The organism is Mycobacterium sp. NGS24, from assembly GCF_059813065.1.
Window position 1 is genome coordinate 1 of record NZ_JCALDW010000006.1, and the last position, 21290, is coordinate 21290.

Sequence of the window (21290 nt, forward strand, 5' to 3'; positions counted from 1 at the left end):
CGCCCTGGTCACCGACGCGTCGACCGGTCCGGGGCACGAACTGCCCGGTCTGTTCGCCGCCGACGGTATTGCAGGATTCAAGGCGCTGGTCTCCGGGCACTTTCGTGGCGCGCCACTGATTCAGTGCCGCGCCAACAGCGCGGTCCGCGCCTCAGATGTGGTGTGCGGCAACCATAACGCTTGAATGGGCACTAGCGGCGGGTCGTCCAGGGCCCGCACTTCGACACGACCGTGTAACGCCGGGCCCGCCGGCGCGGTCACCAATGCGACGTAGTCGTTGCCGACGACCGCGGTGACCGGCGGGGTGCCCTGCATCTTGTTGACCACCACCGTCGGCTCGAAACCCGCACGGCGACAAGCTGCTACGAGGAAGTCCGTATAGAACGAGAACGTTGGCGGTGCCCACACGACCAACGGGTAGGCGGCGATGTCGGTGAGCGCGATGCTGGTCTGCTTGCTCAACGGGTGACCGGCTGCTACCGCGACCCGCAGTTCGTCGTAACCGATGACCGCCCCGGCGAACTCCGGTGGCGTGGTGGCGCCGCGCCGCAGACCCACGTCGATGGATCGATCGAGCAGGGCTTGCTGCATGTCTGAGGGGAACATCTGTCGCGCCGTCACCGAGACCTCCGGCAGCGCCGCGCGCACCGGTTCGATGATCGTGAAGATCTCTTCGGCAGTGATCGCCGGGGTATGTCCGACGACGAAGGGCGGCTGACGGCCGGCGGCCACCTGCCGCGTGGCGTCGGTGAGTGCGGCGGCGGCAGCCAACAGCAACGGTGCACCCTCGCGCAGCTTCTGCCCGGCCGGGGTCAGCTGCAGTCGCCGGCCGCGACGGTCGAACAGGCTGACGCCGATAGCGTGCTCGAGTTGGCGCATGGCCGTACTCAATGCCTGCTGAGTGAGATGAAGCCGCTGGGCGGCGGCGGTCAGATTCTCGTGTTGGGTCACCGCGATGAACTGGGACAGCCGGTACAGGTCTAATGGTGCATGGTGGTCCGACACCGCCAACCCCTCACCATGGACAACTTCCGGTTGTCATCCGACCATTAAACACTGTTGGCGATTTGTATATCCGCCGACATAGTTTCGCGTCATGAGCAACCACAGCCTGAACGGTAAGACAGTGCTGATCGCCGGCGGCGCCAAGAATCTGGGCGGACTGCTCGCCCGCGATCTGGCGACTCGCGGCGTCAAAGCCATTGCGATTCACTACAACAGCGACGCCACCAGAGCAGCCGCGGACCAGACGGTCGCTGCCATCACCGACGCCGGACCCGAGGCCTATGCCTTCCGGGGCGACCTGACCTCGGCCGCAGCGGTGTCGTCGCTGTTCGACGACGCCAAGGCCGCCCTGGGGACGATCGACATCGCGGTCAACACCGCCGGGATGGTGATCAAGAAGCCGATCGCCGACATCACCGAGAACGACTACGACACGATCTTCGCCGTCAATTCCAAAGCCGCGTTCTTCTTCATCCAGGAGGCGGGCAAGCATCTCACGGACCAGGGCAAATTGGTCACCGTGGTCACTTCGCTACTGGCTGCTTACACAGGGTTGTACTCGATCTATGCCGGCTCCAAGAGCCCCGTCGAACACTTCACCCGCGCGGCCTCCAAGGAGTTCGGGGAACGTGGTATCTCGGTGGTCGCCGTCGCACCCGGACCGATGGAGACGCCCTTCTTCTACGGGCAGGAAACCGATGAGTCGGCGAAGTTCAACCAGACGGCGGCCGATTTGTCGAAATTCACCAGGACAGGTTTGACCGATCCGGACGATATCGTGGCGCTGATCCGCTTCCTGGTCAGCGACGGTTGGTGGATCAACGGACAGACCATCTTCGCCAACGGCGGTTACTCCACGCGTTGAGCGGGTCAGCGGTTCCTGATCCTGTGGATCACCACGATGACGGCGACGACGCCGGCCCCGGTCAGTGACACCGTCACGATGGGCTTGTTGAGGAACTCGAACACCTTGGCTTTGACGTCGTCGGCCAGGCGGCGCGGGTTGGCCCGCTCAGCAAGCGAGTCGACCGTGGCAGCCAACTGCTCGCGGGCGACATCGATCTCCTTCTTGATGGTGTCGGGATCGCGGTCCGCCACGTGTCTGTCCTCCAAATCAAGCTGATGCACTGACCAACTACCCTAGTGCCGACGCTTCGGCGACGAGAAAGGGATGCACTTTGACCGAGACCACACGACTGGCACCCGGCGACCCAGCGCCCGCTTTCAGCCTGCCCGACGCTGACGGCAACACGGTGTCGCTGTCGGACTACAAGGGCCGCCGCGTCGTCGTGTACTTCTACCCGGCGGCTTCCACGCCCGGCTGCACCAAGCAGGCGTGCGACTTCCGGGACAGTCTGGCTGAGTTGAACGGGGCCGGCCTCGACGTCGTCGGCATCTCCCCCGACAAGCCGGAGAAACTGGCGAAGTTCCGCGATGCGGAGAACTTGACGTTCCCGCTGCTGTCGGACCCCGAGCGCGAGGTGCTGGCGGCCTACGGCGCCTTCGGGGAGAAGAAGATGTACGGCAAGACGGTCACCGGCGTCATCCGGTCCACTTTCGTCGTCGACGACAAGGGCAAGATCGAGATCGCGCAGTACAACGTGAAGGCCACCGGGCACGTGGCGAAGCTGCGGCGGGACTTGTCGGTTTAGGCCCGATCGAGCCTTCCCCGGCGGCCGGGAGTTGTCGTACCCCGGTGCTGTGATGGTGTTGTGTTTGCCGCCGCTGTTGCTGAGCCTGTCGGGTTGATGCCCAAGGAGCGCTTGGAGGTGTTGTTTGAGGAGTTGGCGGAGCTGACGGGTCAGCGTAATGCCATCGATGGGCGCATCGTGGAGATCGCTGCTGAGGTGGACCGTAAGCAGTTGTGGGGGATGACCGGGTGTCGGTCGCTGGCATCGATGGTGGCCTGGAAGACCGGGGTGTCGCCGGCCAACGCCCAGACGGTGGCGGCGATCGCCGGGCGACTGGAGCAGTTCCCGCGGTGTGCGGCCGGCATGCGCGAGGGCCGGTTGTCGCTGGATCAGGTGGGGGTGATCGCCCAGCACGCCGCGGACGGGTCTGATGAGCATTATGTGGAGTTGGCGGCGGTGGCCACGGTCACCCAGTTGCGTACCGCGGTCAAGCTCGAACCCCGAGCTGATCCCGGGCCCGCCCCCGAGCCGCGGCGGCGGATCACCAAGACCTGCGATGAACACACGACCACGTGGTGGATCACGTTGCCGCACATCGAGGCCGCGGTGTTCGACACCGCGTTGCAGGCTCATCTCGATGCGCTGGTCGCGACGTGGAAACGCGACCACGGCGAGGACGACGCGCCCAGCGCGCCGCCCCTGCCCACCACTGTGGATGGGTTCATGAGCCTGGTCGAGGCCGGCTGGGACACCGAGGTCGCCCGCCGCCCGCACGGGCAGCGCACCACCGTGGCGGTGCACCTCGACGTCGACAAGCGCGCCGCGGCGCTGCATCTGGGTCCGCTGCTCACCGACGCCGACCGCCAGTACCTGACCTGCGATGCCACCTTCGAGGCCTGGTTCCAACGCGACGGGCAGCTCATCGGCACCGGCCGGCAGACCCGCCAGATCAACCGCCGGCTACGCCGCGCCCTGGAACACCGCGACCGCTGCTGTGTGGTGCCCGGCTGCGGAGCCACCCGCGGCCTGCACGCCCACCACCTGCGGCACTGGGAAGACGGCGGCCCCACCGAACTGACCAACCTGGCCCTGGTCTGCCCCTACCACCACCGCCTACATCACCAGGGCGGGATCACCATCACCGGCACCGCCGAGAACCTCATCGTCACCGACGACGACGGACACCCCCTCCCACCCGGATCACTGGCCCGACCCCCCACCACACCACCACCGGATGTCCCACCCTGCCAAGGACCCCTCGGCGAACGCGCCGACTGGTGGTGGTACACACCCTTCCAACCCGAAGCGCCACCGAATTAGGTTGGCGATCAACCGAACTCGCCTGCACACAGCTGCGCGGAAATTCCCGCGTCTCGCGGTTAGCGGTCCGGAGCTAAGTTCGCCAGCAGTAACGCTTCCGCGATCGCCGCCCGCTCCAGCACGCCCAGGTGCAGGCTCTCGTTGACGCTGTGCGCCTGGGTGCCCGGATCCTCCACCCCGGTGACCAGAATCTTGGCTTGTGGGAACGCCTCGGCGAACTCGGCGATGAACGGGATCGACCCACCCATGCCCATGTCGATGGGATCGGTACCCCACGCCTGGCGGAACGCCGCCCGCGCCGCGTCGTACACCGGTCCGCTGGCCTCGATCGCGTAGGGCTGGCCGATTTCGCCGCGAGTCACGCTGACGTGCGCGCCCCAGGGAGCGTGCCGCTTGAGGTGGGCTTCGACCGAGTCCAGGTGCGCTCTCGCATCACCGCCGGGCGCCACCCGGATGCTGATCTTGGCTTTCGCCCGCGGAATCAGCGTATTCGACGCTGCAGCAATGGATGTGGTGTCGATACCGATTACGGTGATCGCGGGCTTGGCCCACAATCGCTGCGGCACCGACCCGGACCCGATCTCGCTCACCCCGTCCAGCAGGCCCGAGTCGGTGCGGGCCCGCTCCGGCGGATAGTCGGGGTAGTTCAAGCCGGTGATGTCGGTCTGGTGCAGACCTTCGACGGCCACATTGCCGTCGTCGTCGTGCAGGCTGGCCAACAGGCGCACCAGCACGCTCAGCGCGTCGGGAATCACGCCGCCCCACAACCCGGAGTGCAGGCCGTGGTCGAGGGTGGCGACCTCCACCACGCAGTCCGCCATCCCCCGCAACGACACCGTCAGCGCCGGCACCTCGGTACTCCAGTTGTCCGAGTCGGCGATCACAATCACGTCGGCGGCCAGCTCGTCGCGGTGGGCGGCCAGCAATTGCCCCAGCGACGGCGACCCCGACTCCTCCTCACCTTCCACGAACACCGTCACGCCCACCGGCGGTTGACCGCCATGCGCCCGGAACGCGGCCAAATGTGTTGCGATGCCTGCTTTGTCGTCGGCGGTGCCGCGTCCATAGAGGCGTCCGTCCCGCTCGGTCGGCTCGAACGGCGGCGAGTGCCACTGCCCGCGGTCGCCCTCGGGTTGCACATCATGGTGGGCGTACAACAGCACCGTAGGCGCCCCGGGCGGAACGGGATGATGCGCGATCACGGCGGGGGCACCGCCTTCGCTGACAATCCGCACATCGCCAAAACCAGCCTGCGACAACAGGTCTGATACCGCCTGTGCGCTGCGGTGCACCTGGTCGCGCCGGGCCGGGTCGGCCCACACCGAATCGATGCGTACCAGATCCTCGAGGTCGCGCCGCACCGAAGGCAGCACCGCGCGCACCCGCTCCACCAGATCAGTCATGGTTCCGAGGCTAGCCATGCCCGTGTCACTGACGTGAGGTGAGTCGTGTGACCAGTGATCATCGGCGGGCGAGGGCACGGCAGGACCGACTGACCCCTCGGCCCGCTCTAGGCTTGCCGGGTGAGCACCGACGGGCCCGATCCCACCACCCCACTGTGGCGGGCCGCGCAACTGTTCCGGCTGTTGAGCTGCCTGTACGCGCTGGGTTTCCACATCGCGGTCAGCGCGGATCTGCGCCATCCGGCGCTGGGTTGGACGCTGTTCGCGGTGTTGATCGGGTGGAGCGTGGCGTGTTCGGTCGCCTACCTGCGCGGGTTCGGCCGTCGCCCGGCCTGGGTGATCGCCGAACTCGTGGTGGTCGTGATGCTGATGCTGTCGACCGAGGTCGTTGCGTCCGGCCAGTGGGCGCACAACAACCAGACCTGGCCCACGACCTTGTGGGCCAGCAACGCCACTATCTCGGCGGCGCTGCAGTTCGGACCGGCCGGCGGCATGCTGACCGGCCTGGCTGTGGCGGCGACCAGCGAATTCGTCAAGGGCTACCTCAACGTCAACTTTGGACGCAACGCCACTATCATCGTCGAGCTGGCTGTCGGGCTGGCCATAGGTCTGGCGGCTCGGACCGCGCGCCGCGCCCATGAAGAATTGCAGCGGGCGGCCCGTCTGTCCGCTGCGGTGGAAGAACGCGAGCGGCTGTCCCGCCAGGTCCACGACGGCGTCGTCCAGGTGCTCGCGCTGGTCGCCAAGCGGGGGCACGAAATTGGCGGTGCCACAGCCGAACTCGCCAGACTTGCCGGCGAACAGGAACGCGCGCTGCGCAAGTGGGTCACCTCCACCGACATGCAGCGCGAGTCGGAGGCGACGGTCGATTTGCGTGCGCTGCTGCGCTGCCGGGAGTGCGACCACGTGTCGATGAGCCTGCCGGGAACCCCGGTGACCCTGGACAGTGCCGTGGCCGGCGAACTGGATGCCGCGGTCGGCAACGCGCTGGACAACGTACGGCTGCACGCCGGTCCGGAGGCTCGCACCTTCGTGCTGCTGGAGGACCTCGGCGACGAGGTCGCGGTCAGCATTCGCGACGACGGAGTGGGCATCGCACCTGGACGGCTGGAGGAAGCGGTCAGTCAGGGACACGTCGGGATCGTGAAGTCGATCATCGGGCGGTTGGAAGCGTTGGGCGGCAGCGCCGAGCTGACCACCGGGCCGGGTGACGGTACCGAATGGGAACTGAGAGTGCCACGGGGAGAGGGACGGCATGGCTGAGGATGCGGCACCTACGGTGATGGTGGTCGACGATCACCCGATCTGGCGCGACGCGGTCGCCCGGGACCTCGCAGACGACGGGTTCAACGTGGTTGCTACCGCTGAGGGCGTGGCGTCGGCGCGCCGCCGGGCGGCGGTGGTCAAACCGGACGTGGTGGTGATGGACATGCGCCTGTCCGACGGCGACGGTGTGCAGGCGACGATGGAAGTCCTTGAAGTGTCACCCGACAGCCGGGTACTGGTGCTCTCGGCCTCCGACGAACGCGACGACGTGCTGGAAGCGGTCAAGGCGGGGGCGACGGGCTACCTGGTCAAGAGTGCCTCCAAGGCCGAACTGGCCGATGCCGTGCGGGCCACCGTGGCCGGACGGGCGGTGTTCACCCCGAGTCTGGCCGGACTGGTGCTGGGTGAATACCGGCGCATCGCGCAGCGCCCGCAATCCGAGCCGGCGGGACCCAGCCTGACCGAGCGGGAGACCGAAGTACTGCGCTTCGTCGCAAAGGGTATGTCCGCCAAGCAGATTGCCGAAAAAATATCGTTGAGCCACCGGACGGTGGAAAACCACGTGCAGGCCACCTTCCGCAAACTGCAGGTGGCTAACCGGGTGGAGCTGACGCGCTACGCCATCGAGCACGGGCTCGATCAATGACCGGATTCGGGTAGTCCTACTCATCCGACCACCGGGGTATCCCCGGCAGGGTGGGTCACCATGACCCAACCGCATCAGGCTGTGATCAGTCGGCTGTCGCAAGAATTCGACTCTCTCGCCCGGCAGATGTCGCGAGTTTCCGGTGAGCTCAGTCAGCTGGATCAACTGATCTCCGCCCCCGCGTCCACGCCGCCGGAAACCGCCGTCCCGCCGGCACCGCGTTACGTCCCGCCGCCCGTCGCGCCGGCTCCCGTCGCCCCGCCGCACCAAGCCGGCACATACTGGCAGCACTACTACCAATCCTGGCGGCCGGCGACAGTCGCACCGCGCCCACCGCGCCCACCGCGTCAACCCAAACCCGTGCCGTCCGCCCCGCCCACTCCCCCGCGGCCCGTCGCCCCGGCCAGCCCGGACACGGCCGAATCCGGTTGGATCGGCAAGGTTCTGGCCGTCGCCGGTGTAGCTGTCACGCTGATCGGCGTGGTGCTGCTGCTCGTGCTGGCCGCGCAGGCCGGACTGTTACGACCGGAGATCCGGGTGGCCGGCGGCAGCGCACTGGCGCTCGCGCTCGTCGGCGTCGCTGCCCGATTGCGTAGCCGCCCGGGCGGCCGGATCGGTGCGATCGCCCTGGCCGCCACCGGTATTGCCGCGGCATACCTGGATGTGATCGCGGTCGTCACCATCTACAAGTGGGTCCCCGCGTCGCTGGGACTGGTACTGGCCGCCGTCGTGGGTGGCGCGGGTCTGGCTGTGTCGCGACGGTGGGGTTCCGAGCATCTCGCGCTGCTGGTGCTGATCCCACTGATCGGCCTGGCTCCCGTCCTCACCCGCGGTATCGACCTGCTCCTGGTCAGCTTCATGTTGGCGCTGTCGGCGGCCGCGTTGCCGGTGCAGTTGGGCAAGGACTGGATCTGGATGCACACCGCCCGCACCGCGGCGACGACGCTGCCGTTACTCCTCGCACTGGTCGCGGTCAACGACCACGACAACGCCTGGTTGGTCGGCGGAGCATGCGGAGTGGCGGCGGCACTCGCCTTCGTCGGCGGCGTGGTGCTGCTGCCCAGCACCACCAACGCGACCGCACTGGCACTGTTGACCGCCGCCGGTACCTTGCCGGTGCTGGCCAGCGCAGTCGGAGTGAATCACGTTCTGGCAGCGGTTCTTTCCGCCGCGGTGGCGGCCGCGATGCTCACCGTCACATTGCTGGGCGACCACCCCCGCATCGTCAGCCAGATCTGGTCGGCCTGGTCGGCGATCGCGGCACTGGTGGCCGTCACCGTTGCGTTCGACGGCTACGTCGCGGGCCCGCTACTGCTCGCACTGGCTATCGTGGTTGCGATCGCCGGTCGTCGGAATGACGTAGCACGCTGGGCTGCAACAGGATTCGGCACCATTGGGGCGGGGTGGTTCTACCATTACGCACCGCTGACGGCCTTGGTGCGGGCCAGCACGACGCCGCCGTCGGTTGCGGTGTCCACCCTGGCAGCCAGCCTGCTGGTGGTTGCTCTGGCATCCGTGCTGACCCGGGTCTTCCTCAACTCCGACTGCGCGGGCCTACTACTCGCGATCGCGGCGGCAGCGGTGGGCTACGCCGTGACCGCGTTCACCGTGACTGCGGGTGTTCTGATCGGTGGCACCGGAGGCGGATTCCTGGCCGGGCACATGGCGGCCACCATCTGCTGGATCGGCATGGCGGCAGCGCTTTTCGTGTATGCCCTGCGGTCTGGACATGACCACCGTAGCGAGGCGATCACGGCAGGGTTGGCGCTGACCGCGGCAGCCACCGCCAAGTTGTTCCTGTTCGACCTCGCCACGTTGGACGGCATCTTTCGGGTGGCGGCGTTCATCATCGTGGGTCTGGTGTTGCTGGGTATGGGCGCCGGCTATGCCCGCAGCCTGGCCGGCGTAGACCAACGCACCTGAAACGCACGGGGCCCCGCCGAACAGAGTGCAATTCGGCGGGGCGCCAACCGGTTACGCGAGCGGCCCCGCCCCGATGGCTTGCGCCAGCTGCTGTGGCAGGTAGCTCAGCAGCCCCGGAATGATGCCGCCGAACTGCGCGCCGCCGAGCGGCGAGGGATCGATGCCCTCTATGAGTGTCAATTGACCGCCCTGTAACGGCGTGAGCAGTCCACCCAACGGCAGACCGGTCGAGGTGTTGAGCGGCACTCCCAAACCAATGTCCACCGGAACATTGAGCGTCAGCATCGATTGCCCGTTCAAGAACCCGTTGGCAATCACCGCCGGCGCGCCGAGCAGCGACGCCGCCGCTCCCGGAATGTTGCGCGCCTGGAGGGCGGTCGTGACCGCCACCAGACTCGACTGGGCCGCAGCACCTGTGGTGACCACTGGACCTATCGCGTCAATCGCCAACACAAGCGGCAGGCCCACATGCAGCGGGAGCGTAGGTGCTACCAGGTCGATCGACTGAGTGACATCGGTCATGGTGGTGATGAGGTTGGTGGCGTTCTGCGATATCGCTGCGGGAATCGAACCGACCGGCAGCAGGTTGGTGAAGTTCTGTGCCATCTGCCCAGGGATGGTGAAGATCGGTCCGAGATCGCCGACTGCACCCACCGGCGAGACGACTACCACACCGGTGGGCAGGACCACACTGCTGAAGCCGGTGAAGAACGGCGCCAGGAACCCTGTTGCCAGAGTGTTCGCCGCGCTGGTGTAGTCGCCCGCCGCCAACGCCTGACCAGCCGCCTGCAGACTGGCCGGGAAGGCCTGCACGCCGGTGCCGAAGTCGCGCGCGGCAGCTGTCAACGACGTCGAAATCGTGTTGAAATAGCCTATCTGGTTATTAATGAACCCTTGGGCCAGCGCACCGGGCTGGAAATCAGCCAGACCCGAGAGCGCGTTGTGAATTACCACCGGTAGGTTCTCCAGCGTTGCGGGCAGGTTCTGTATGGCGCTGGCGAATCCGGTACTAATGGTCTGCAGGTAGCTGGCCTGATTGGCAATGAATTGCCGTAGGAATGGCATCGGGTTCGCCGAGACGGCACGAGTCAGGCTCTGCAAGTTCGCTGCGGTATTCGTCGACAACGCCTGGTACGGCGCCGCCACCTCGCCAGCGAATGTTGCAATCGCCTCCAGGGGAGACGCTCCCGCGGCGGCGCTGACCCCGCCGAGCAGCGACTGCGCAGCGGCCTCAGCGGCAGTGTATTGCGCTGCGCTCGCACCCACCAGATCTGCGAATTTTGCATGAAACGCATTGAGCTGCTTGCTGATTGCTTGGAACTCTGTCCCGTGCGAGCCGAATAGTTGAGCAATTGCCGCGGAAATCTCGTCGGCGCCCGCGGGCAGCACCGAAGTGGTCGCAGTCGCAGCCGACGCAGCGGCCTCGGTCAGCGCTGACTGGATACCCGCAAGGTCGTTGGCCGACGCCTGCACGAGTTCGGGTATCGCCACTACATACGACATATCAGTCTCCTTTGACTAGGCCCGGTATGACCCCTGGTCATCCGTACAACTCCGAAACTAAACACTTGTTTCTACATCGGGTCAAGTATCATAGGAAATTCACAGCATATTTTGCTCTACTAAATAGCTGAAATCCGGGTACCTTTAATAGCCCTGAATCCGCCGGATTCAGAGCGCAACATTAACCAAATCGCATGCAACTCGGCCGTTCGGGGACCGAACTAACTAGGTGCTGCCGCCAGCAGTGAATTCGTCAGGCGCGCGGCCCGAGCGACAACTGTTCAGGGCGGTGACGCGGCACGCCAGTGCGGTGTCTCGCCCGCGACGAACGGGTTCACCGGGCAACGGTTGCACATCTCAGACCCTTCGACACGGTACTTTGGTCGAACTAGCGAGTAACTTACTGCGGAGTAGGTTGTACGTGTCGGATGGTAACTCGCAACCCGACGCATGTGCAATAGCTTCTCCGTGCGAACCGTCCGCTGCAGCATGGCCACAACGCTCACCACCCCCCGCGAGCAGACACAGAATCGCATTCAATCGGGTCGCGTGATGCGATTCTGTGTCTGCTCGCGCAGAAGCGGGGCCTAGGGCGCCTCGAGGATCGCCACCGCGGCCGCCGTGTCCGCCTCGTGGGTCAACGACACGTGGATCGTCACGTCGGCCAGGTGCTTGGCGATTTCGCCACTGAGCCGGACCCGCGGGCGGCCCCACATGTCGGTGACCACCTCGATGTCGCGGTGGATGTCCTCGGGCAACACCGGCCGCTGCGCGAACCGCGAACCAGACCAGGCCTTGATCACCGCCTCCTTGGCCGCCCATCGGGCGGCCAGGTGCCGCGCCGCCGACGAACTCTTGTCGGAGGCGTCGCGACGCTCACCCGGGGTGAAGGTCTCGGCGAACACCGTGCCCGGCTGGTCGACCTGCTCGGCGAAATCAGGAATGGAGACAAGATCAATCCCGATTCCGACGATGCCCATGGGTGGTGAGGCTATCGGATCAATCCGCGACGACCTGGTACGCCCCGTCCGCGCCCAACCGGGATGCGGTATTCAGCAGCATCGCCGCCTCCTGCGGCTTCTCCGGTCCGTCGTGGTCGAAACGGCGGTCCGGCGGCCGCTGATACATCGGCTCGCCGCCGGCAATGGCTGATGCCAGCCGCCGTTGGCCGGCCAACAGCCGGGACTCGGCGCGGCGCTGGTAGTCCGCCCGCTGCCCGGGTTCCAGCGCCGCGATGAACGCCTGCGGGTGGACCAGCGCGACCAGACCCGACACGTGGCCGAACCCGAGGCTGGTGAGCAGCCCGGCCTTGAGCGGGAACTTGTCACCCAAGCGCAGTGCGTCGCGCAACCAGACGAAGTGCGCCGAACCGGCCAACTCGTCGTCGACGCAGTCCAAACTGCGGTTCGGCGGAATCACGCCGTCGCGCAGCATCTGGCACATCCCCATCATCTGGAACACCGCCGCGCCGCCCTTGGCGTGACCGGTCAGGCTCTTCTGCGACACCACGAACAGCGGCGCACCTTCGGAGCGACCCAGCGAGTCGGCGAGCCGCTCATGCAACTCGGTCTCGTTCGGATCGTTGGCCAACGTCGACGTGTCGTGCTTGGAGATCACCGCGATGTCGTCGGCAGTGACGCCCAGTTTCGCCAGCGCCCGTGCCAGGGCGGAGTCTCTGCCGCCGCGGCCGGCGCCCAAGGCGCCCAGCCCGGGAGCCGGGATCGACGTGTGCACCCCGTCGCCGAAGGACTGCGCATAGGCGACCACCGCCAGCACCGGCAGCCCCATCCGCAGCGCCAGGTCGCCGCGGGCCAGCAGGATGGTGCCGCCACCCTGAGCCTCGACGAAGCCCAGCCGACGCCGGTCGTTGGGCCGGGAGAACTTCGCGTCGTCGATACCGCGACCACGCATCATCGAGGTGTCGGCGGTGGCCGCCATGTCACCGAAGCCGATGATGGCTTCCAGCGTGAGGTCGTCCAGGCCGCCGGCGACCACCAACTCGGCCTTGCCCAGCCGGATCTTGTCGACGCCCTCCTCGACCGAAACTGCGGCCGTCGCGCAAGCCGCGACCGGGTGGATCATCGAGCCGTAGCTGCCGACATAGGACTGAATGACGTGTGCGGCAACAACATTCGGCAGCACTTCCTGCAGGATGTCGTTCGGCTTGTTTCGGCCCAGCAGGTTCCCGTGATACATGGTCTGCATCGACGTCATGCCGCCCATGCCGGTGCCCTGAGTGCTGGCCACCAGGCTCGGGTGCACGTAGCGCATCACCTCGGCCGGGGAGAACCCGGCGGACAGGAACGCGTCCACGGTGGTGACGATGTTCCACAGCGCCACCCGGTCGATCGAGTTGGCCATGTCCGGGCTGATGCCCCACACCGTCGGGTCGAAGCCGGTCGGGATCTGCGCCCCGACCACTCGCGACAACTTGGTCTTGCGGGGTACCCGGACCTCCGTGCCGGCTTTGCGGGTGACCTGCCAGTCGCCGGAGTCGGGCGCCGGCCGGATCACCGTGTGCTCGGGATCGAACTCGGCGAACGCTCGGGCCTCGGCTTCGGAGGACACCACGAAGGTGAAGTCCTTGTCCAGGAAGACCGACACCAGCAGCGGCGACGCGTGGTCGGGGTCGATCGCACCGTCGTCGACGAACTCGCGGATACCGCAGCGCTCCACCACGGTGTCGTGGTAGCGCTCGACCAGTTCGGATTCGTCCACCAGATCGCCGGATTGCGTGTCGTACCAACCAGGTTGGGGGTCCTCTTCCCAGCGGATCAACCCGGTGGTCCAGGCCAGCTCCAACACACCGGCCGCCGACAGCTCGTTTTCGACCTCCATCTCGAAGCGGGTGCGCGACGATCCGTACGGCCCGAGTTCGGCGCCGCCGACGATCACCACCAGGTCGGCCGGGTCGACGGCGAGGTCGTCCCAGTCCGGCGGCGGTGCCGGGCGGTACCCGCGGGGCGGCGACGGCAGCGCGGCAATGGTCCCCTCGGCCGGCGCGTCGTCGGCAGGGGCGGACTCCGAGGTCATCTCCTCGCGCGCCTTGGCGGCCAGCTCCGCCATGTCCAGCTCGACGTCGGCCAGCCCGCCGGTGAAGTCGGCGTTGATCGGCGAACTCGACGCGGCGACTTTGGATTCCACGTCGCACAGGCCGAGCAACATCGCCGCCATCTCGTCGGTCGAATAGGTGGTGACACCGGCCTGCTCGACGGCGGTGACGATCGCGTCGTTGTGACCCATCAACCCGGTACCCCGGGTCCAGCCGATCAGCGCGTGCGCCAGGCTGACCCGTTCGGCCCACGAGGTTTCGGCGTGCCAGCGGCTCACCACGGCGTCCAGCGCCGACTTGGCTTCACCGTAAGCGCCGTCACCGCCGAACATTCCGCGGTTGGGTGAACCGGGCAGCACCACGTGCAACCGGGAGGCGATGTCGCGCTCGGCACCGATCTTCGACAGCCCGCTGATGAGTCGTTGCGCCGCCCACAGCAGCACCTTCATCTCCATCTCGGCGCGGGCCCCGACCTCGGAGAGGTCACCGACCACCCGCGGCGCTGCGAACGGGAACAGCAGCGTGGGAGTCTGCGCGTCCTTGAGGTGAATCGATTGCGGCCCAAGGCTTTCGATCTGCTCGGTGCCGACCCATTCGACCAGCGCGTCGATGTCGGAGTAGGACGCCATATTGGCCGGCACCACCCACAGCGTCGCGCCGTAGCGTGCGTGATCACGGTAGAGGGTGCGGTAGAACGCCAGCCGTTCGTCGTTGAGCTTCGAGGTGGTCGCGATCACCGTCGCGCCGCCGTCAAGCAGTCGCGCGGCCACCGACGCGGCGATCGATCCCTTGGAAGCACCTGTCACCACGGCGATTTCGCTGCTGTAGGGACCGGGGTCCGGGTTCTCGGCACCGGCGGCGATCCTGCCGTACAGCGAGGCGTGGACCTGACGGCCCGCGGCCAGCGACTTGCCCTGCCACCAGGTGGCCTGGGTCGCCACCACGTGACCGGCACCTTCGAAACGCTCCGAGAGCCGAACCCAGTCGGCGTCGATGTCACCTTCGTCGGTCAGCCACAGCTTGACCAGGTCCTCGCGGGCGCTGGCCCAGCGGTCGTCGAAGACGACGGCCTTCTTCCCGTCGAACGCCGGCGCCACCAAACGTGGCCAGTCCGCACCCAATTCGGTGGTGACCAGGTCGATGAGTTCGGCGTCGGTGGTTGTCGGCGACACGGCGACCGGGTCGTCAAGACCCAACTGCCCCAGCACCAACCGGGCAGCTGAAGCCAGCACCCCGTCCCGACCGGTGATCTGGTCGGTGAACTCGCTCAGTGCGGCCGCGTCGACGGTCGCGCCACCGCCACCGCCAGCCGAGGGCAGCGACACCGACACGCCCCGACGGGCGGCGACCGCAGCCACTGCCGCGTCGATGACCTTGTCGACCGACGCCGCGTCGGCCAACGCACCCTCGTGCAGATGGCCCATGGCGCCGCCACGGACACTGGTGCCCTCGCGGGTACCCAGCGCCACCTCGACGGTCACGTGCTTGGCCCAACCCTCGCCCAACTCCCAGGTCTTGGTGACCCGTTCGGCGATGGCGCCGGGGCGCTTGCCCGAGGGGCCCAGCACGGTACGCAACTGGTCGTTGATCGCATCGGAAAGCACTGGGCCATAAGGCTTGTAGGTGCGGGCCAGCTTGGTGACCTGGGCGCGCAGCCCGGCCAGGTCGGCCTCGGCGGCGCCGTCGATGGCACCCAGGTTCAGCTCAGAACCCAGGTCCACCAGCAGCTGGTTGCGCCGCGACGACGCGCCGTCGGTGATCGACTCGATGGAGTCCAGCGGCTCGATCTGGTCGATGCGCATCTTGGCCGAGATCGCGATCAGCGCCACGGTGGCGTCGGCGGCGTCGAAACCGATGTCCTCGGGACGCGGGCCTCCGGACGGTGCCGTGGCGGGAACCGGCGCGGCGGCAACGGCTTCCGACGCCGGCGCGTCGGTCCCGGGCTCATCGGCCACCGGTTCGTCTTCCGGCTCCGGGTCGGTGTCAGTAGCGAACAGCACCGAGGCATCCCGCTCGGCATTGAGCACTTCCACTGTGCTGTGCGCGTATTCGGGCAACTTGAGGGTGTTGGTGGCCAGACCCGCGACGGTCGGCGCTGTCTTCACGCCGATCTCGACGAAGCGCTCCACGCCCAGGCCGCCGGCGGCTTCCTCGATGAACAACAGGTCCTGGGTCTCGATCCAGCGCACCGGGCTGGCGAACTGCCAGGCCAGCAGCTCGATCAGGACCTTACGGGCCAGGTCGCGGGGCCGCTCGTTGCGCCAGGTGTCATAGTCGGCGAGGATTTCGTCGAGCGGTTCGGCGGGAACCAGGTCGCGGATCTCCTGGATGAAGTCGCGATCCAGCGTGAACGGCCGCGGCACCAGGTTGGGGATGTAGCGGCCCAGGATCACCTTGGGATCCTTGTCGCGCGGCATCAGCCGTTCCAGCGACCGCCGGAATTCGTCCACCCCGACGCGCAGCACCCGCGAGTGGAACGGCACGTCGATGCCTGGCACCAGGATGAAAGAGCGCTTGCCGCCGGTGATTTCGCGGCGCCGCTCTACCTCGGCCTCCAGCTCTTTGAGGCCCCGCACGGTACCGGCGATGGCGTACTGCGAACCACGCAGGTTGAAGTTGACGATCTCCAAAAACTCACCGGTGCGCTCGGCGATCTGGGCGACGAACGCGGTGACCTCGTCGTCCGGCAGGTCGATCTGCGAGGGCCGGATCGCGGCCAGGCGGTAGTTGGAGCGGCCCAGCTCGTCACGCGGCACGATGTCGTGCATCTTCGACCCGCGATGGAACACGGCTTCCAGCAACGCTTCCAGTTCGAAGACACCGCTGACGCAGGCCAGCGCGGTGTATTCGCCGACCGAGTGGCCGCAGGTGATGGCCTCGTCGACGAACGCGCCCTGCTCGCGCATCTCGGCAACCTGCGCGGCCGCCACCGTCGCCATCGCCACCTGGGTGAACTGCGTCAGGAACAGCACCCCGTCCGGGTGGTGGTAGTGCACTCCGCTGGCGATGATGCTGGTCGGGTTGTCGCGCACCACGTGCAGCACCGAGAAGCCCAACGTGTCGCGGGTGAACTTGTCCGCCTCGTCCCACACCTTGCGGGCCGCTTTGGAGCGGGCCCGCACGTCCATGCCCATGCCCTTGTGCTGGATGCCCTGGCCGGGGAAGGCGTAGACCGTCCTGGGCGAGGCCAGCCGGGCGCTGGCAGACATGACCAGCTCCGCGCCGACTTTCGCGGTGACCTCGAGAACCTCTGCGCCCTGGTCGATTCCGACCCGCTCCACCCGGAAGTCCACTTCGTCACCGGGCAGCACCATGCCCAGGAACCGCGCGGTCCAGCCGATCAGTCGCGCCGGCGGGCGCGCCTGGCCGTCGGTGGCGGTCACCGCGTGCTGCGCCGCCGCAGACAGCCACATGCCATGCACGATCGGCGAGCCCAGCCCCGCCAGGAGCGCGGCGGCCTTGTCGGTGTGGATGGGGTTGTGGTCGCCGGACACCACGGCGAACGGGCGCATGTCGACGGGCGCGCCGATGGTGACGTCGCGACGGCGCCGGCGCGGGGTGTCGGTGGCGTTCTCCGAGACCGCGCCACCGGCGCGGGCCGGGTCGGCGAGTTCGGCGGACCCGGTGCGTCCCAGGATCGCGAACCGCTCCTCGAGGGTGGCGATGAGCGCGCCGTCATTGTCGGAGACCCGGACCGAGACGGGCACTACGCGGCCCATATCGGTGTCGGTGGCCGCCGAAGCCGTTGCGACGACGGTCAATTCGGTCGGTACCGTCGGCAACTGCTGAGCCAGCCGGGCCGCGTGGTCGAGGTGCACCAGGCTGAGCAGGCCTTCGACCACGGGCACGCCATCGTCGGTGGTGGCCGCGCCGATCGCGGCGAAGACGGCGGGCCAGCAGTGACCGACGAGCGCGTCGGGCACGGTGGTCAGGCTGGGTGCCAGCGGCTCGCCGAAGGTGGCGGTGACGCCGGTGTGGTCAGCGACCCGTTCGGGATCCCAGTCGACGGTGACGGTGGCGGCGCCGTTTTCCACTGCGGGCAGCGATTCGGGGCCGTCGACACCGGCAGCGATGGCCAGCACACAACGCATGGCCGCACTGGCGTTCTCGGTGGACACCACGGGTATGCCACCGTCGATTGTGTTGGCGGGCAACTCGAATGGAATATCGATCCAGGTTCCCGACACCGGCACACTGAGCACGACGCCGTTGTCGTCGGAGCCGACCGCCAGCCGCGACCCGGTGGATGTGTGTGTGGCGGTGCGGTTTTCGCGCACCTGCCAGTCGGCCGGCGGTGCGATCCGGTGCACCGGGTTGGTGGTGGTGCGCCCGGCCCACCGCACGTCGGGTGCGTCGAGCACGAGGGCCAGCGGTCCGCGCAGATCGGCGCGACCGAGGCGGCGCGCCGTCACATCCGTCGGCTGGGCCCCGGTGGCGAGTACCTCGTCGATGGCGGCCTGCTCGAAGCGGTCGAGCAATTCACCGACCGGCTCGTCCATCCGGGTGATGCCGGACACCGCCGCCGGCCCGGGGATGATGCACACCTGGTCGGCGTCGTAGCGGGCGTCGTGCGCCTGCCACAGCGAGTCGCTGCGCCACCAGCGGCGCACGTCCTTGTCGATGACCGGCACGAAATTGACCGGCTTACCCGGCTTCTTGCACAACGTGACGAAGAACGGCACGTCGGCGGGATGCAGCTGCACTGTCTCGGCGTCCGGGTAACGCTCGACCAGGGCCGCGAGAGCCCGGTCCGGGCTTTCCAACAACTCGCGGTCGGCGTAGAGGGTCTCGATCTGACCGACATCCTGCGGGTGCAGTCGGGATTCGGTGCGCTTGAGCATCTCTTCGAACCGGTCCCGCCACGTGTCGGCCAGCCAGGGACTGCCGGGTGCGGCGGTGTCGGCGGTCGAATTGCCTTCTCCGATGGCCAGTTCGACATAGCGGCGCAGCCACTGCAGGTAGGTCATCTCTCCGACGTCGCCGAAGTACGGCTTGGCGGTGCCGGCCATCGCGGCGATGATCTCGTCGCGCCGCTCGGCGACCGCGTCTGCGTCACCGGCCACCTCGTCGAGCAGCTGCCCGCACCGGGAGGCGCTGTTATCGATCTCGTGGATGTCCGCGCCCAGCTGGCTGCGGCTGGAAGCCATGCCGCACTGGGCTTTTCCGGCGCTGATCCACTGGTCGGTGCCCTGGGTCTCGACCAGCATCTGCTTGACCGAGGGCGAGGTGGTGGCCTCCAGCGTGGCCATCGCCGCGGTGCCGACCAGGATGCCGTCGATCGGCATCGACGGGAAACCGTAAGCCTCCGCCCAACGCCCGGACAGGTACTCCGCAGCCCGTTCCGGGGTGCCGATGCCACCGCCGACGCAGACGGTGATGTTGGAGCGCGAGCGCAACTCCGAGTAGGTGGCCAGCAGCAGGTCGTCGAGGTCCTCCCAGGAGTGGTGACCACCGGCGCGGCCGCCCTCGACGTGCATGATCACCGGCTTGGTGGGCACCTCGGTGGCGATGCGGATGACCGAACGGATCTGCTCGATAGTGCCGGGCTTGAACACCACGTGGCTGATGCCGATGTCGTTGAGTTCTGCGATCAGGTCGACGGCGTCCTCGAGTTCCGGGATGCCGGCGCTGACCACCACGCCGTCGATCGCCGCGCCAGACTGGCGAGCCTTCTGGACCAGCCGCTTGCCGCCCAGCTGCAGCTTCCACAAATAGGGGTCCAGGAACAGCGCGTTGAACTGGTAGGTGCGGCCGGGCTCGAGCAGCCCGGACAGCTGCTCGACGCGGTCGGCGAAGATCTCCTCGGTGACCTGTCCGCCCCCGGCCAGCTCGGCCCAGTGCCCGGCGTTGGCCGCGGCGGCGACGATCTTCGCGTCGACGGTGGTCGGGGTCATGCCGGCCAGCAGGATCGGCGACCGGCCGGTTAGCCGGGTGAACTTCGTCGACAGCTTCACCCTGCCGTCGGGCAGTCGGACCACCGTCGGCGCGTAGCTCGACCAGGCCCGGGCCACCTCGGGGGTGGCCCCGACGGTGAACAGGTTGCGCTGACCACCGCGCGTTGCCGCGGGCACGATGCCGATGCCCAGACCGCGGATGACCGGCGCGGTCAACCGGGTCAGGATGTCCCCGGGACCCAGGTCGAGGATCCAGCGCGCACCGGCGTCGTGGACCTTGGTGATCTCCTCGACCCAGTCGACCTTGCGGACCAGGATCGCTTCGGCCAGTTGCCGGGCCAGCGCGACATCCAGCCCCACCTTCTCGGCCCAGCGCCCGACAATCTCGATGCCGTCGGCCAGCCGCGGGGTGTGGAAGCCGACCTCGACCTTGACGGCGTCGAACACCGGCGCGAAGACGTCGCCGCCGCGCAGCTTGTTCTTGCGCTCGGCTTCTTCCTTCTCCGAGATCTGGTGGCAGTACAGCTCAAAGCGGGACAACTGTTCCGGGGTACCGGTGATGACGACCGAGCGGCGGCCGTTGCGGATGGACAACACCGGCGGCAGCACGGTACGCACGTCCTGGGCGAAGTCGTCGAGCAGGCGTCCGATCCGCTCCGGGTCGGCGTTGGTGACCGACACCATGGGCGGGCGGTCGCCGAGCACCGAGATCCCCCGCCGCCGGGCGACCAGCGTGCCGGCGGCACCCACCAGTTGAGCGATGGCGAACAGCTCGACATCGCGCGCGCCGCCGGCCTTGAGCGCCTCGACGGCGAGCACACCTTGGGAATGTCCGGCAACGGCGACCGGCGGGGTTTCGACCAGGTCCATGCCTTGCCGGGCGAGCGCGCGGATGGCCGCCACCTGGGTCAGCAGCACCCCGGGCACCGAGACCGCCGCCGACGTCAGGTGCTTCTCGGAGGGGATGGCATCTTCGGCGGCCAGCGCGCGCACCCACCGCAGCGGCTCGAAACCGATCGGACGCACCACGACCAGCTCTTTTGCCACCGGCTCGAGTAGCAGCTCGACCTCGCCGACCAACGTCGCCAATTCGGATTCGATGCCCGCCCCGGACACCAGTTCTTCCAGCGTCTCCAGCCACGCACTGCCTTGGCCGCCGAACGCAACGGCGTACGGCTCGCCGGTGGTCAGGCGATCGACCAGAGCATGTGCGTTGTGCGGACCGCTGCCGTCACGGTCGGCGGACACCCAGTCGTGCCTCTCGTGGATCGTCACCTTGTATCTCCCTCAAAACCTCTGTGTCGCATCTCGGTTCGATCGCCCGGTTTCCCGGGGCCGCATCGACTTCCGGGCGATTCCGCACCGAATCGCCAGCCGATCGTCGGTGTGACCGGTGCGGTCCGGGGCTGCTGCGGCGGCCTCAGAACCTCGAACGATCGGCATCGGTCCCAATAAGAGTGTCATGAGGATCTCCACGAATTCTTGGAGCGATTGGTTACTGGCGAGTTCTACGCACGGGTAACCGTGTCGTGGGTAACACCGCGTTTGGCCGCCGGAGCGAGCGGCGCCGACAAACGTCCTGCATGCAGGTGGTTACGGTCGAGTAGCTATAACTCCGCTGTTCAAAGCAGTATTGTTATCAAATCG

Annotated in this window: 13 protein-coding genes; 7 read left to right on the forward strand and 6 right to left on the reverse strand. The window is 67.5% G+C overall.

What is annotated here, in order from left to right:
* A partial coding sequence (locus AC5Y6Y_RS10370; protein WP_499929917.1) for a hypothetical protein occupies window positions 1-184 on the forward strand: 184 nt, incomplete at its 5' end.
* Here the strand turns inward: AC5Y6Y_RS10370 and AC5Y6Y_RS10375 are convergent.
* Window positions 121-1005 carry a LysR family transcriptional regulator gene (locus AC5Y6Y_RS10375; RefSeq protein ID WP_463826457.1) on the reverse strand — a complete coding sequence of 295 codons (885 nt, stop codon included), beginning with the start codon at window positions 1003-1005 and terminating at the stop codon, window positions 121-123. The two genes, AC5Y6Y_RS10370 and AC5Y6Y_RS10375, sit on opposite strands and share 64 nt — an antisense overlap.
* Window positions 1006-1096: 91 nt before the next feature.
* Between AC5Y6Y_RS10375 and AC5Y6Y_RS10380 the strand changes: the two genes are divergently transcribed.
* On the forward strand, window positions 1097-1870 hold the full coding sequence (locus tag AC5Y6Y_RS10380) for an SDR family oxidoreductase (protein ID WP_499929919.1): 774 nt from the start codon (window positions 1097-1099) through the stop codon (window positions 1868-1870).
* Window positions 1871-1875: 5 nt separating this feature from the next.
* Here AC5Y6Y_RS10380 and AC5Y6Y_RS10385 read toward each other — a convergent pair whose 3' ends face one another.
* Complete coding sequence (locus tag AC5Y6Y_RS10385; protein ID WP_463826458.1) at window positions 1876-2103, reverse strand: DUF3618 domain-containing protein; 228 nt, start codon at window positions 2101-2103, stop codon at window positions 1876-1878.
* Window positions 2104-2183: 80 nt separating this feature from the next.
* Here AC5Y6Y_RS10385 and bcp point away from each other — a divergent pair, with 80 nt between their 5' ends.
* Together bcp and AC5Y6Y_RS10395 are read left to right on the forward strand one after the other, a co-directional pair.
* Window positions 2184-2657, forward strand: a complete 474-nt coding sequence (bcp, locus tag AC5Y6Y_RS10390; protein ID WP_499929921.1) for a thioredoxin-dependent thiol peroxidase — start codon at window positions 2184-2186, stop codon at window positions 2655-2657.
* Between the two features lie 60 nt (window positions 2658-2717).
* Entirely contained in the window at window positions 2718-3956 is a 1239-nt protein-coding gene (locus AC5Y6Y_RS10395; protein ID WP_499929923.1) for an HNH endonuclease signature motif containing protein, read from the forward strand.
* Between the two features lie 59 nt (window positions 3957-4015).
* Here the strand turns inward: AC5Y6Y_RS10395 and AC5Y6Y_RS10400 are convergent, their stop codons facing one another.
* Window positions 4016-5359, reverse strand: coding sequence for a dipeptidase (locus tag AC5Y6Y_RS10400; RefSeq protein ID WP_499929925.1), 1344 nt, complete (start codon window positions 5357-5359; stop codon window positions 4016-4018).
* Window positions 5360-5479: 120 nt separating this feature from the next.
* Here AC5Y6Y_RS10400 and macS point away from each other — a divergent pair, with 120 nt between their 5' ends.
* The 3 genes from macS to AC5Y6Y_RS10415 are packed head-to-tail and all read left to right on the forward strand — an operon-like array spanning window position 5480 to window position 9194.
* Window positions 5480-6622, forward strand: coding sequence for a MacS family sensor histidine kinase (macS, locus tag AC5Y6Y_RS10405; RefSeq protein ID WP_463826462.1), 1143 nt, complete (start codon window positions 5480-5482; stop codon window positions 6620-6622).
* Window positions 6615-7271: a response regulator gene (locus AC5Y6Y_RS10410; RefSeq protein WP_499929927.1), complete on the forward strand. Its 657-nt coding sequence runs from the start codon at window positions 6615-6617 to the stop codon at window positions 7269-7271. The genes macS and AC5Y6Y_RS10410 overlap by 8 nt, the downstream gene beginning before the upstream one ends.
* 60 nt (window positions 7272-7331) lie before the next feature.
* A complete protein-coding gene (locus AC5Y6Y_RS10415) occupies window positions 7332-9194 on the forward strand; it encodes a DUF2339 domain-containing protein (RefSeq protein ID WP_499929929.1) in 1863 nt (620 codons plus the stop codon).
* Between the two features lie 51 nt (window positions 9195-9245).
* Here the strand turns inward: AC5Y6Y_RS10415 and AC5Y6Y_RS10420 are convergent, their stop codons facing one another.
* From AC5Y6Y_RS10420 to AC5Y6Y_RS10430, 3 genes are all read right to left on the reverse strand, one after another.
* On the reverse strand, window positions 9246-10685 hold the full coding sequence (locus AC5Y6Y_RS10420; RefSeq protein WP_499929931.1) for a PE family protein: 1440 nt from the start codon (window positions 10683-10685) through the stop codon (window positions 9246-9248).
* A 599-nt stretch (window positions 10686-11284) separates the two neighbouring features.
* A complete protein-coding gene (acpS, locus tag AC5Y6Y_RS10425; RefSeq protein ID WP_499929933.1) occupies window positions 11285-11677 on the reverse strand; it encodes a holo-ACP synthase AcpS in 393 nt (130 codons plus the stop codon).
* 19 nt (window positions 11678-11696) lie between these two features.
* Window positions 11697-20918, reverse strand: coding sequence for a fatty acid synthase subunit beta domain-containing protein (locus tag AC5Y6Y_RS10430; protein WP_499929935.1), 9222 nt, complete (start codon window positions 20916-20918; stop codon window positions 11697-11699).
* Window positions 20919-21290: the final 372 nt, after the last annotated feature.

Excerpts from the sequence above, each read along its gene's own strand:
- AC5Y6Y_RS10380 (WP_499929919.1), top strand. The coding sequence starts at position 1,097 with ATGAGCAACCACAGCCTGAACGGTAAGACAGTGCTGATCGCCGGCGGC.
- AC5Y6Y_RS10415 (WP_499929929.1), top strand. The coding sequence starts at position 7,332 with ATGACCCAACCGCATCAGGCTGTGATCAGTCGGCTGTCGCAAGAATTC.
- acpS (WP_499929933.1), bottom strand. The coding sequence starts at position 11,677 with ATGGGCATCGTCGGAATCGGGATTGATCTTGTCTCCATTCCTGATTTC.
- AC5Y6Y_RS10400 (WP_499929925.1), bottom strand. The coding sequence starts at position 5,359 with ATGACTGATCTGGTGGAGCGGGTGCGCGCGGTGCTGCCTTCGGTGCGG.
- AC5Y6Y_RS10410 (WP_499929927.1), top strand. The coding sequence starts at position 6,615 with ATGGCTGAGGATGCGGCACCTACGGTGATGGTGGTCGACGATCACCCG.